Origin of the sequence: Pseudomonas sp. DTU12.3 (assembly GCF_004124275.1) — a bacterium.
Taxonomy (GTDB): domain Bacteria; phylum Pseudomonadota; class Gammaproteobacteria; order Pseudomonadales; family Pseudomonadaceae; genus Aquipseudomonas; species Aquipseudomonas helmanticensis.
Genome location: NZ_CP027218.1, coordinates 5,302,538 through 5,315,926 on the forward strand (window position 1 = coordinate 5,302,538; position 13,389 = coordinate 5,315,926).

Here is a 13,389-nt window from a genome sequence, read left to right on the forward strand (position 1 = left end):
TTTCTTTGGATTGAATAAGGGCCGCCCGTCGCGCGTCAGACGCTCGACAAATCCTGGGACAGCGGTCAGTTCTTATTCGAATTCGTGGTCAAAGGCCTTGTTACAGACCAATTCCATTTGGTGCGGAAAGTTGGAAGGCACCGACACCTGGGTGTCTTGAAAGCCTCGCGACTCACTCGACACCCGACTTTCTGCACAGCGCCTTATTAAAAAGTGTTCCTTAATAAAGGCTGAACAGTGCCGGGAATTCAGTGCGGGCGATTGTAGATAGGTAGCGCCCTATACACCATGTCTTATCCCGAAATAATTTTTATCCGTTCGAGCAACAATCCATCGCCATTTTTGCAAAAGTGCCGCATGTTATCGAAATCGATTCTCAACAAAAACACCAAAATTTGTAGGTGTACCCGCCTCAGTTCAGACAGCTCTGCAGCTCTTTTCTCTACGCAGGATCAGCGCAAAGCCCGATACCCCAAGGGTTCTGGCCATTTGCCAAGGCTTGTTAAAACTGCCTGATCTGGCACTTGCGTGCAAAAGCCGCAAAACGCCGAAACAGACCAATGTTTTTATGTAACAAGAGACCAATCAGGCCCTTCGCGACACCCTGCGACACAGCGCGTGTGACAACATGTCGCACACTCGCCACACCCTCTATTGCCGTTCGTCACGGTGTTTTCACCAACGCCGTGAAATGCAAAACGCCCCGATTGGCTGATCCGCAAATCGGGGCGTTTTCTGTATCGGCCAGACCGCCGAATAGTTGACTCAGCGCAGCGCTTTGCGATTACGCGAGGTCAGCAGCGGCACCAGAATCACCACCAGCACGAACGCCACCAGCGCCCATTGCGCCAGCGACAGACCGAGAATCGGCGGATACGGTGTCGAGCAGAAACCGTCGACCTGAAAGCCCAACGGGAAGATCTTTGCCAACGGCAAGCCGTCGACAATCGGCTGCAGCACATCAATGCCGCAACTCACTGCCGGATAGAACTGGGTGTACACGTGATGCCCCGCAACGGCGGCACCGGCAATCGCACAAATCACCACCAGCACCTCGAACACGGTGATGCTGCGGCGCGTGCGCATGGCCGCGCCGATAAACGCGAACAGTGCGATCAGCAGCAATGCATAACGCTGCAGGATGCACAGCGGGCATGGCGCCTCGCCCAGTACGATTTGCATATAAAGTGCGCCACCGATCAGCGCCAGACAGATGATCCCCAACAGCACCAGAAAGCGCCGCTCACGGCCCAACCGAATCGTTTCCTCGCTCATTGCGTTTCCCTTTAATGTCCATGGTTCAGCCGGCCGACGGCTGAAAGTTGTCGCAAGTCTACACCGGGGGAATAAACGATAAAGCGGTTAAGGGTTCATTAACCTTGGATCATGTTTTACAAATTCAGACCGCATAACGGCCTTCGCGAGCAAGCCCGCTCCCACATTTGACCGAGTTGAACACAAACTCTGTGGTCAACATTAGTCCACTGTGGGAGCGGGCTTGCTCGCGAAGGGGGCAACTCGGTTTCAGATTACTCCAAAGCCGAAGCCGGCCCGAAGAACTCGTAACGGCTCTGCTTCTCCGGCACACCCAGTGCTTTCAGGTGACGCTTGATCGCGCCCATGAAACCCTTCGGCCCAAGGAAATAAGCGTCTACATCGCGGTGTTCCGGCAGCCATTCGCCCAATTGCTCCAGGCTCAACATGCCGACCTTGTCCGCCGCCGGGCTAACGCCATCGTCCTCGGCGTAGCAGTAGAAACGCTTGAGCTGCGGATGACGTGCCGCCAGGCCATCGATCCAGTCACGGAACGCATGCACGCTGCCGTTGCGCGCGCAGTGGATAAAGTGCACCGGACGCTTGGTTTCCAGCGCCGCCTCAAGCATCGCCAGCGTCGGCGTGATGCCGACGCCACCGCTGATCAGCACCAGCGGTTTGTCACTCGCGGTCAACGTGAACTCGCCCGATGGCGGGAACAACTGAATGCTCGCACCGACGTGCAGTTGATCGTGCAAGTGATTGGACGCACGGCCACCCGGTTCACGCTTGACGCTGATGCGGTACTGACCTTTGTTGGCCAGCGCCGACAGCGAATAGTTGCGGCGGACTTCTTCGCCGTCGAGGATCAGCTTCATGCCGATGTACTGACCCGGTTCGGCCGCCAGGATCGGGCCTTTGTCCGCAGGTTCGAAGTAAAAGGAGATGATTTCCGCACTCTCCTCGACCTTGGCCGCAACGATGAATTCACGCGCGCCGCGCCAGCCGCCGACAGCCTGTTCCTTTTCGTCATAAATAGCCGTTTCGGCGCCGATCAGGATGTCCGCCAGTTGCCCGTAAGCCGCACCCCAGGCGCTCATCACTTCGGGAGTAGCGATCTCTTCGCCGAGGACTTCGGAGATGGCGCGCAACAGGCATGTACCGACAATCGGGTAGTGTTCCGGGAGGATCTGCAGGGCCACGTGCTTGTTGATGATCTTCGCCACCAGATCACCCAACTGGTCGAGCTGATCGATATGGCGGGCGTACATCAATACCCCGTTGGCGAGGGCACGCGGTTGATCGCCGCTGGCCTGATGCGCCTGGTTGAACAACGGGCGCACTTCAGGGTATTCAGAGAGCATCATGCGGTAGAAGTGCGTGATCAGCGCCTCACCGCCGCTTTCCAGCAGGGGCACGGTGGATTTGACGATGGCACGATCCTGGACGCTAAGCATAAGAGTGACTCCTGAGCTTGTTGAAAAGTTACCTTAGGCTTATCAGCTTTCGTGCCAACTTTTTAATCCATACAAATCAATAAGTTAATAATTACGTAGTCATATCGACTCAAGTGGCTTTATAGTCATCGCGACTACATATTGTCTCTTTGACTACAAGACCATGACTGCCAAATCCCTGCTGACTGCTTTGCTGCCTTTAGTCTCCGACCTTTCTCGCGAATTGCCCGAGGGCGAGCGCTATCGACGTTTGCTTGAGGCCATGCGCGCGCTGCTACCGTGCGATGCCGCCGCGTTGTTGCGCCTCGACGGCGAATCGCTGGTGCCGCTGGCGGTGGACGGCTTGAGCACCGACACCCTCGGCCGGCGCTTTAAAGTCAGCGAGCATCCGCGTTTCGAAATCCTCCTCGCCGGGGCCGGGCCAACCCGCTTCGCTGCCGACAGCGATTTGCCCGATCCTTATGACGGGCTGGTCGACGGCCTCGACGAACACCTTGAAGTCCACGACTGCCTTGGTTGTCCTCTGTTTGTCGATGAAAAACTCTGGGGCTTGATCACCCTCGACGCACTTGATCCCGAACGCTTCGAACCGATTGAACTCGATGCCCTGCAAGCCTTCGCCAGCCTTGCGTCAGCCACGGTCAACGCCGCCGAACGCATCGAGCGCCTGGCCATGCGTGCCGAAGACGAGCATCAACGCGCCGAGGTTTACCGTCAGGCCAGCGGCCAGCAGAACCGCGAAATGATCGGCCAGAGCAAAGCGCTGAAACGACTGGTTGAGGAAATCAATCTGGTCGGCGGCAGCGATCTGACGGTGCTGATCACCGGTGAAACCGGGGTCGGCAAAGAGCTGGTGGCGCAAGCAATCCACGCCGCGTCACCGCGCGCCGACAAACCGATCATCAGCCTCAACTGCGCCGCCCTCCCCGACACCCTGGTCGAAAGTGAATTGTTCGGCCACGTGCGCGGCGCCTTCACCGGCGCCACCAGCGACCGTCGCGGCAAGTTTGAACTGGCCAATGGCGGCAGCCTGTTTCTCGATGAAGTCGGTGAATTGTCGCTGACCGTGCAGGCCAAGTTGTTGCGCGTATTGCAGAGCGGCCAGTTGCAGCGACTGGGTTCGGACAAGGAGCACCAGGTCGATGTGCGCCTGATCGCGGCGACCAACCGTGACCTCGCGGAAGAAGTGCGCAGCGGTCGCTATCGTGCCGACTTCTATCATCGCTTGAGCGTGTACCCGTTAAAGGTGCCGGCGCTGCGTGATCGCGGGCGTGACGTGTTGTTGCTCAGCGGTTTTTTTCTCGAGCAGAACCGCTCGCGCATGGGCCTCAACAGCCTGCGTCTGAACAGCGACGCCCAGGAAGCCCTGCTCGCCTACACTTGGCCGGGCAACGTGCGCGAACTGGAACACTTGATCGGCCGCAGTGCGCTGAAGGCATTGGGCAACTGCAAAGTGCGGCCGAAAATCCTCAGCCTGAGCGCGGCGGATCTGGATTTGCCGCGTGAGGTTGTGGATAACCCGGTTGAGCCGGTTGCTGGTGCTGTGGCCGAGATGCCGCTGATCAACGGTGATTTGCGCAGTGCCACTGAGGAGTATCAGCGCCGGTTGATCAGTGCCGCGCTGGAACGCAATCAGGATAACTGGGCGAGCGCGGCGCGGGAACTAGGGCTGGATCGGGCGAATCTTGGGCGGATGGCGAAGCGGTTGGGTATGAAGGGCTAGAAGCACACCCTCACCCTAGCCCTCTCCCACTGGGAGAGGGGACTGATTGGGGGATATTGGCGATGTCCGCCGACGTGAACCTGCTTTACCGAATCCATAATCGACTCGGTCGTTCAGGTCGATGTACAACGCCAGACACCTCGGTCGGCCCCCTCTTTCTCTGGGAGAGGGGACTGATTGGGGGATATTGAAGAGATCCGCCGACGTGGACCTGCTTTACCGAATCCATAATCGACTCGGTCGTTCAGGTCGATGTACAACGCCAGACACCTCGGTCGGCTCCCTCTACCTCTGGGAGAGGGGACTGATTGGGGGATATTGAAGAGATCCGCCGACGTGGACCTGCTTTACCGAATCCATAATCGACTCGGTCGTTCAGGTCGATGTACAACGCCAGACACCTCGGTCGGCCCCCTCTCTCTCTGGGAGAGGAGACTGATTGGGGGATATTGAAGAGATCCGCCGACGTGGACCTGCTTTACCGAATCCATAATCGACTCGGTCGTTCAGGTCGATGTACAACGCCAGGCACCTCGGTCGGCTCCCTCTACCTCTGGGAGAGGGCTGGGGTGAGGGGCAGTGATCGAGAGAACAGCGATCAACTCAAGCCGACTACCCGACAACTAACCTAAAGCCCACCCCGTTAACGCCGATAACCCGGCATCAATAGTTTCTGGCGATTTCCACCCTCGCCCACCACCTTTTTCCACAGAAGGTTCATATGTCTTCCACCAAAGCCCGCGCAGATTCACTTTCGCTTCTGCTGTTTACCTTGCGCAGCGGCAAGCTGATGGCGATCAACCTGCTGAAAGTCAGTGAAATCATCCCCTGCCCGCCGCTGACCAAGCTGCCGGAGTCGCACCCGCACGTCAAAGGCATCGCCACTCTGCGCGGCGCCTCCTTGTCGGTCATCGACCTCAGCCGCGCCATCGGCGAACGTCCGCTGGAAGACCCGAACGGCGGTTGCCTGATCGTCACCGACGTCAGCCGTTCCAAACAGGGTCTGCACGTTCAAGCGGTAAGCAAAATCGTCCATTGCCTGACCACCGACATCAAACCGCCGCCGTTCGGTTCCGGCGGCTCGCGCGCTTACATCACCGGCGTGACCTCCGTCGACGGCACGCTGGTGCAAGTGCTCGACATCGAAAAAGTCATCCACAGCATCGCCCCGGCACAGATTGAAATGGCCCCGACCGACCTGACCATGGAAGACGCTGACGTCCTCGGCAACGCGCGGATTCTGGTGGTCGACGACAGCCAGGTGGCGCTGCAGCAATCGGTACACACCCTGCGCAACCTCGGCCTGCAATGCCACACCGCGCGCAGTGCCAAGGAAGCCATCGATTGCCTGCTCGATCTGCAAGGCACCGCACAACAGATCAACCTGATCGTCTCCGACATCGAAATGTCCGAGATGGACGGCTACGCCTTCACCCGCACCCTGCGCGAGACGCCGGATTTCTCCCACCTCTACGTATTGCTGCACACCTCGCTCGACAGCGCGATGAACAGCGAGAAGGCACGTCTGGCCGGAGCGAACGCGGTGCTGACCAAGTTTTCTTCGCCAGAGTTGACCCAGCGCCTGATCGAAGCGGCCAAGCACGTCGCCGCGCAAGGGCACTGAGTCTTGGTCGAGGCGTATTGTTTTTTGATGCGGCGCGACCTCGGCGAGGACGTACCGACCGCCCCATTACCGCAAGGTATCGAACTGTCTGTTTACCGCGCCGAACTGGCGCCAGCGGTGCATCGACTGATGCAAATCGGTTTCCGCGAAGGTGGCGGCCGGGTGCCAGCACTGGAAGACTGGCAGCAGCGGTTTGAAAGCGATCCCGAATACGATCCGACGTTGTGTTTCATCGCCTGCGATGACGAAGGCGTGGTCGGCGTGGCGCAGTGCTGGACGAGTTCGTATATCAAGAATCTGGTGGTGCATCCGCGCGCTCAGGGCTTGGGATTGGGCCGCGCGCTGCTGCTGAATGCATTCAAGGTGTTTCAACAACGGCGTGAAGGTTTTGTCGATTTGAAGGTGCTGGAAGACAACCTGCGGGCGCAGCGGTTGTATGAAAGTGCCGGGATGTATGTGGTGCGCCGGGAGTTGGTACCGGACTGATCGAGCGCTTTCGCGAGCAAGCCCGCTCCCACATTTGGAATGCATTCACTCTGTGGGAGCGGGCTTGCTCGCGAAGAGCCGGCACCGGCAACTTCCTTCTCTGGGCAGACTCCAACCTTGGCCACTCACGACCAAGGATGCCCAACATGAAAGCCCTCACCGCAAGCCTGCTCTGCCTCTCCGCCCTCGCCTCTCAGGCCCACGCCTCCAGCCCCGACGCCTGGGCCGCATACGACAAAAACGTACTCGCCAGTTGCACTAAAGCCAGCGGCCTGAAAAACGCCAAACCGGTCGGCACCCCCGCACAATTCGATGACCGCGTTGGCTACACCGCCGTGTTGCTGCAAGGCCAATACCCGCAAAAACACATGAAAGGCCAACAGGGCACCGAGCTGTGCCTGTACAACAAACAGTCCAAAACCGCCTTCGTCACCGAGTGGGACTCGATCCGGCCGACCGGCAAAACCCAGTGACTGGCGCACAACTTGCTTCGAACCGGGCCTGTACGGTGGTTTTCCGCCACCGTCTCACACCCTGATTGAAGACAGATCGCTCAATGAATACGACGTTTTCCTGCGTAGGCTGCGGCAAATGCTGCACCGATCATCATGTCCCGCTGACCTTGGCCGAAGCCCGTATGTGGGCGGCGGATGGCGGCCAGGTGATCGTGCTGGTCGAGGCCTTTCTCGGCAATGGCCTGGGTTTACCGGCGCACCAGCGTGAACATGCCGAACGCCGTTCGGTGGTGGTGCGCAGCGGCGCGACCGCTGCGCACGTGGCAATCACCTTCGCCGCCTACAACGTCGGTCCCTGCCGGAATCTTGACGAAGACAAGCTGTGCCGGATCTATGCACGGCGACCGTTGGTGTGCCGCATTTATCCGGCGGAAATCAATCCGCATATCCCGCTCAACCCTGCTGCCAAGGATTGCCCGCCGGAGTCTTGGGAACAGGGGCCGGTATTGATTGCGGGTGGCGAGTTGGTTGATCAGGAACTGATTGAATTGATCCAGCGATCACGTCAGGCGGATCGTGATGACATCGGCATCAAAGATGCGATTTGCGCCATGCTCGGGATTCGTACCACGGCATTGAAAGGTGACGGGTTTACTGCCTATCTGCCGAACATGAGCGCGTTTGCGTCGGCGATCGATCAGGTGCGCGCGCAACCGCCGGGCGAGGCGCTGAGTGAGTGGCTGTTTCATGTGTCCGGGGATGACATTGCCGGGCAGGTGCTGGCGGCCGGGGCGCGAGTGGTGAGCGAGCCGGCGCAGACTTATGCGTTTATCTCGCTGCGCGCGGCCTGATCCAGATTAACGGTGATCGAACGTCCATCGCTGGCAAGCCAGCTCCCCCAGGGTTTTGCGTCGTACGCAAAATGTGTGAACACCCGAGAAAACTGTGGGAGCTGGCTTGCCAGCGATGAGGCCAGTCCGGTCAACCTTGATCGCGAACTTGCCACCGCACGCGGCAATAAAACTCAGCGTTTGCCCATCGAACGACGAGTGCCCGGCGGCGCCATGCCCGGGGTCTTGGTGTGACCGTTCTTCGCGCCGTTCTTGTACCAAGGCTGATTCGATTCTTTGGCGCCAGCCAGCTCACCCGGTTTGAAGGGGAACTTGAAGGCCGGAATCTCGGCTTTGGTTTCTGGGGTGTCGGCCACTTCAGCCGGGACATCGCTCACGGCGTCGTCAACCGGCGGTTGGGTTGGGGAAGTCATAAAAGCTCCGCAAAGCAAAAAGTCGGGCCCGATCAGTGAGCCGCAAAGGCGCGCAGTATACCTGTGCGCCTTCGCTCGGCACCTGAAGATTTGCAGCACACGCCGAACGGCCTACAGGTAGCTGATGGTGACGATGCCTTTGTCGGTCGAAGTCTTCAGAGCTTGGTAAGTCATGGACATCGGCAGCGATTGATGGCTGCAAGCATTGCGATAAGTGTCCACATCGATTTTCAGGCCCGGTTTGATTTCGACCTGACGAGACTCCGTTGCGGACAACCCACCGACACGTCCGACCGCACAGCCGGAATCAACGATTTGCCCGGTAAAGCGGATCTCGCCGGATTGACTGCCAGGCGCGGCGAAGGTTGTGAGTGGAAGCAGGAGAAGCACGTACGGCAGAGCGGTTTTCAGCTTCATTTCAAGACACTCCCGGGGTGAGCGGCCCAGAGAACCCGGGCTACACAAAGTTTATCCGCGAGCAGGGACGGATCTTGAGAAGCATAGTTGGCAAACGAGTCCCGAATTGGGAACGATCAGTGCCTTTTTGGGACCGGTTAACGAAATGGACCAATAGAGATGTATCGTCAGTTCAGGCGCCTTCGCGAGCAAGCCCGCTCCCACATTTGGAATGCGCCCCCTGTGGGAGCGGGCTTGCTCGCGAAGAACGATGACGCGGTAGACCTGCAGATCAGGTTTGCGGAGACCCGCCGTCAGGGCGGAATCCTAAGCAGCCGTTACCGCAGCAACGGATATGTACACAGCGAAACTGACAGCGCCGACAGCTAGCCGTCACCCTCCTGACCCGCAAACAAGTTTATAAAGACACCAACCCTGCCCAAACTCCGTCCGGCGCCCACCCCGCATGCGAATCCAAAAGAACAAAGCCCTGCTCGCTACCCTATTAATCGTCCTCGCAGGCGCAGGTCTGTGGTACGCCCTGAAACCCGCCCCGACCAAACTCTCCACCCCAACCGCCATCCCCGTGCGAGTCGTGGCCGTCAGCGAAAAAGACGTCCCCCGCTACACCAGCGGCATCGGCTCCGTACTCTCATTACACAGCGTGGTTGTGCGCCCACAGATCGACGGCATCCTCACCAAAATCCTCGTCAAAGAAGGCCAACTGGTCAAAGCAGGCGACCTCCTGGCCACGATCGACGACCGCTCCATCCGCGCCAGCCTCGACCAGGCCCGCGCCCAACTGGGTGAAAGCCAGGCGCAACTGCAAGTCGCCCTGGTCAACCTCAAGCGCTACAAACTGCTCACCGTCGACGACGGCATCTCGAAACAGACCTACGACCAACAACAAGCCCTGGTCAACCAACTGAAGGCCACCGCCCAAGGTAACCAAGCCTCGATTGATGCGGCGCAGGTACAACTTTCCTACACGCAGATCCGCTCTCCGGTCACCGGCCGCGTCGGTATTCGTACGGTCGATGAAGGCAACTTCCTGCGCATGACCGACACCGCAGGCCTGTTCACGGTCACCCAGATCGACCCGATCGCCGTCGAGTTTTCCTTGCCCCAGCAAATGCTGCCGACCTTGCAAGGCCTGATCAGCGATCCGCAGCGCGCCCAGGTCAAGGCCTACATCGGCGCCGACACCGATGGCGAAACCGGTAACCTGCTCGGCGAAGGTCATCTCACCCTGATCGACAACCAGATCAACGCCAACACCGGCACCATTCGCGCCAAGGCCGAGTTCGACAACGCCAGCCAGAAGCTCTGGCCCGGGCTGTTGGTCACGGTAAAAATTCAGACAGCCCTCGACAAAGATGCCCTGGTCGTCCCGCCCACCGTCGTACAACGTGGCCTCGACCAACACTTCGTTTACCGGGTAAACGGCGACAAGGTCGAAGCCGTACAAGTGCAGATGGTTTACCAAGGCAGTGGCGAGGACATCATCAAAGGCGTGAAGGCCGGTGATGTACTGGTCACCGATGGCCAGTCGCGGCTCAAACCCGGCTCGACCGTGCAAGTGATGACCGAGCCGGCGCAGGTGGTGCAAGCGGAGCCGAAACCATGAAGGCGCACAAAGGCGTCTCCACGTGGTGCATCGATCACCCGGTCGCCACAATCCTGCTGACCATCGCGCTGGTGCTGGTCGGTTTGATTGCCTTCCCGCGCTTGCCGATCGCTCCACTGCCGGAAGCGGAATTTCCTACGATTCAGGTCTCGGCGCAGTTGCCCGGCGCCAGCCCCGACACCATGGCTTCATCCGTGGCCACGCCGCTGGAGGTGCAATTCAGCGCCATCCCCGGCATGACCCAGATGACCTCAAGCAGTGCCTTGGGCTCAAGCCTGTTGACCCTGCAATTCACCCTCGATAAAAGCATCGACACTGCCGCGCAAGAAGTCCAGGCGGCGATCAACACCGCCGCCGGCAAACTGCCCAAGGACATGCCGACGCTGCCAACGTGGAAGAAGGTCAACCCGGCCGACAGCCCAGTGCTGATCCTCAGCGTCAGCTCGACGCAAATGCCCGGCACCGAACTCAGCGACCTGGTGGAAACCCTGCTCTCGCGTCAGATCAGCCAGATCGACGGCGTAGGACAAATCAACATCACCGGTCAGCAACGTCCGGCTATCCGTGTGCAAGCCTCGGCCGACAAACTCGCGGCGATCGGCCTGACCCTCGCCGACATTCGGCTGGCGATCCAGCAGACCAGCCTCAACCTCGCCAAAGGTGCGCTGTACGGCGAATCGAGCATCTCGACGCTGTCGACCAACGACCAGTTGTTCCATCCTGAGGACTACAGCCAACTCATCGTTTCCTACAAGGATGGCGCCCCGGTTCACCTGCGCGATGTCGCCAAAGTCGTCAACGGTTCGGAAGATGCCTACGTGCAAGCGTGGGCCGGCGATCAACCCGGTGTGAACCTGGTGATCTCGCGCCAACCCGGCGCCAACATCGTTGAAACCGTCGACCGCATTCAAGCCGCCCTGCCCGGCCTCGAAGCGATGCTGCCAGCCTCGGTGCAAGTGAAAACCCTGATCGACCGCACCCAGACCATCCGCGCTTCGCTGCACGAAGTCGAAATCACCCTGATGATCGCGATTCTGCTGGTGGTCGCGGTAATGGCGCTGTTCCTGCGCCAATTGTCGGCGACCCTGATTGTCTCGGCGGTACTCGGCGTGTCGTTGATCGCCAGTTTCGCCCTGATGTACATCCTCGGTTTCAGCCTGAACAACCTGACGCTGGTGGCGATCGTTGTCGCGGTCGGCTTCGTCGTCGACGATGCGATCGTGGTGGTGGAAAACATCCACCGCCATCTGGAAGCCGGCGACGACATGCGCGAAGCCGCGATCAAAGGCGCAGGCGAGATCGGTTTCACCGTGGTCTCGATCAGTTTCTCGCTAGTGGCAGCGTTTATTCCGCTGCTATTCATGGGCGGCGTGGTCGGGCGCCTGTTCAAGGAATTCGCCCTGACCGCGACCTCGACCATCATGATTTCCGTGGTGGTCTCGCTGACTCTCGCGCCGACGCTAGCCGCGCTGTTCATGCGCAAACCGGTGCATCACGCCCACGCCAAACCGGGTTTCAGCGAACGCCTGCTCGGCTGGTACGAACGAGGCCTGCGTCGCGCCCTCGCCCATCAGAAATTGATGATTGGCGTGTTCGGTTTGTCGCTGGCGATGGCCATCGGCGGTTACATCTTTATCCCGAAAGGTTTCTTCCCGATTCAGGACACCGGTTTCGTCCTCGGCACCACCGAAGCTGCGGCGGATATTTCCTACGGCGACATGGTTAAAAAACACCTGGCGATGGCCGAAATCGTCGCCGCCGATCCGGCCGTGCAAGCGTTTTCCCACTCGGTGGGTGTCTCCGGCAGTAACCAGACCATCGCCAACGGCCGCTTCTGGATTGCCCTGAAAAAACGCGGCGACCGTGATGTCAGCGCCAGTCAGTTCATCGACCGCATCCGCCCACAACTGATGAAAGTCCCCGGCATCGTCCTCTATCTGCGCGCCGGCCAAGACATCAACCTCAGCTCCGGCCCGAGCCGTGCGCAGTACCAATACGTACTGAAGAGCAACGACGGCGCGACCCTCGCCACCTGGACGCAACGCCTCACGGAAAAACTGCGCAGCAACCCGGCGTTCCGCGATATTTCCAATGATCTGCAACTGGGCGGCAGCATCACCCACATCAGCATCGACCGCAGCGCCGCCGCACGTTTCGGCCTGACCGCGAGCGATGTCGACGAGGCGCTGTACGATGCCTTCGGCCAACGGCAGATCAATGAATTCCAGACTCAGGTCAACCAGTACAACGTGATTCTGGAGCTGGACACCAAGCAACGCGGCAAAGCCGAAAGCCTCAACTATTTCTACCTGCGCTCACCGCTGAGTGGCGAGATGGTGCCACTGTCGGCACTGGCCAAATTCGATGCGCCGACCATTGGCCCATTGTCGATTGCTCACGACGGCATGTTCCCGGCCGCCAACCTGTCATTCAACCTCGCGCCCGGCGTCGCGTTGGGTGATGCGGTGATTTTGCTCAATCAGGCCAAGGCCGAGATCGGCATGCCGACGGCGATCAGCGGCAACTTCCAGGGTGCGGCGCAGGCGTTCCAGAGTTCGCTGGCCAGTCAACCGTGGCTGATTCTCGCGGCGCTGGTGGCGGTGTACATCATTCTCGGCGTGCTTTATGAAAGCTTCGTGCACCCGCTGACGATCATTTCGACGTTGCCGGCGGCAGGCTTGGGCGCGGTGATCATGCTGTGGATCTGCGGCCAGGACTTTTCGATCATGGCGTTGATCGGCCTGGTGTTGCTGATCGGTATCGTCAAGAAGAACGGCATCCTGATGATCGACTTCGCCCTGGAGGCGCAGCGCCATCGAGGCCTGTCGCCGCAGGAGGCGATTTTCGAGGCGTGCATCACGCGGTTCCGGCCAATCATCATGACCACCCTCGCCGCCCTGCTCGGCGCACTGCCGCTGATGCTCGGCTACGGCACCGGCGCCGAACTGCGCCAGCCGCTGGGGATCGCGGTGGTCGGCGGCTTGCTGGTCAGCCAGATGCTGACGCTGTTCACCACGCCGGTCATATACTTATGGCTTGAGCGGCTGTTCCACAGGCCCAAACCTATGCCGTCACCGGCATTGGCGACCACAGACTGAGGCGG

The 13,389-nt window shown here is 59.6% G+C and carries 11 protein-coding genes; 7 read left to right on the top strand and 4 right to left on the bottom strand.

Annotated elements, in window-relative coordinates; translation table 11 throughout:
• Positions 1 to 765 precede the first annotated feature (765 nt).
• Entirely contained in the window at positions 766 to 1,275 is a 510-nt protein-coding gene (locus C2E19_RS24280; protein WP_129395413.1) for a disulfide bond formation protein B, read from the bottom strand.
• A 254-nt stretch (positions 1,276 to 1,529) separates the two neighbouring features.
• Entirely contained in the window at positions 1,530 to 2,711 is a 1,182-nt protein-coding gene (gene hmpA / locus C2E19_RS24285; protein WP_129395414.1) for an NO-inducible flavohemoprotein, read from the bottom strand.
• A gap of 163 nt (positions 2,712 to 2,874) precedes the next feature.
• Between hmpA and norR the strand changes: the two genes are divergently transcribed.
• The 5 genes from norR (at position 2,875) to C2E19_RS24315 (ending at position 7,850) form a co-directional block, all read left to right on the top strand.
• Entirely contained in the window at positions 2,875 to 4,434 is a 1,560-nt protein-coding gene (norR, locus tag C2E19_RS24290) for a nitric oxide reductase transcriptional regulator NorR (RefSeq protein ID WP_129395415.1), read from the top strand.
• 721 nt (positions 4,435 to 5,155) lie between these two features.
• A complete protein-coding gene (locus C2E19_RS24295; RefSeq protein ID WP_102356610.1) occupies positions 5,156 to 6,058 on the top strand; it encodes a chemotaxis protein CheV in 903 nt (300 codons plus the stop codon).
• A 27-nt stretch (positions 6,059 to 6,085) separates the two neighbouring features.
• The gene (locus C2E19_RS24300; RefSeq protein WP_129395416.1) at positions 6,086 to 6,544 is read left to right on the top strand and encodes a GNAT family N-acetyltransferase; all 459 of its coding nucleotides are present in this window, start codon (positions 6,086 to 6,088) and stop codon (positions 6,542 to 6,544) included.
• 146 nt (positions 6,545 to 6,690) lie between these two features.
• A complete protein-coding gene (locus tag C2E19_RS24310; RefSeq protein ID WP_129395418.1) occupies positions 6,691 to 7,017 on the top strand; it encodes a hypothetical protein in 327 nt (108 codons plus the stop codon).
• An 83-nt stretch (positions 7,018 to 7,100) separates the two neighbouring features.
• On the top strand, positions 7,101 to 7,850 hold the full coding sequence (locus C2E19_RS24315; protein ID WP_129395419.1) for a YkgJ family cysteine cluster protein: 750 nt from the start codon (positions 7,101 to 7,103) through the stop codon (positions 7,848 to 7,850).
• 173 nt (positions 7,851 to 8,023) lie between these two features.
• Here C2E19_RS24315 and C2E19_RS24320 read toward each other — a convergent pair whose 3' ends face one another.
• Positions 8,024 to 8,263: a hypothetical protein gene (locus tag C2E19_RS24320; protein WP_129395420.1), complete on the bottom strand. Its 240-nt coding sequence runs from the start codon at positions 8,261 to 8,263 to the stop codon at positions 8,024 to 8,026.
• A 111-nt stretch (positions 8,264 to 8,374) separates the two neighbouring features.
• Entirely contained in the window at positions 8,375 to 8,680 is a 306-nt protein-coding gene (locus C2E19_RS24325; protein WP_129395421.1) for a type 1 fimbrial protein, read from the bottom strand.
• 445 nt (positions 8,681 to 9,125) lie between these two features.
• Between C2E19_RS24325 and C2E19_RS24330 the strand changes: the two genes are divergently transcribed.
• Both C2E19_RS24330 and C2E19_RS24335 read left to right on the top strand, forming a co-directional pair.
• Positions 9,126 to 10,286 carry an efflux RND transporter periplasmic adaptor subunit gene (locus tag C2E19_RS24330; protein ID WP_129395422.1) on the top strand — a complete coding sequence of 387 codons (1,161 nt, stop codon included), beginning with the start codon at positions 9,126 to 9,128 and terminating at the stop codon, positions 10,284 to 10,286.
• A complete protein-coding gene (locus C2E19_RS24335) occupies positions 10,283 to 13,384 on the top strand; it encodes a multidrug efflux RND transporter permease subunit (protein WP_129395423.1) in 3,102 nt (1,033 codons plus the stop codon). Before C2E19_RS24330 ends, C2E19_RS24335 begins: the two co-directional genes overlap by 4 nt.
• Positions 13,385 to 13,389: the final 5 nt, after the last annotated feature.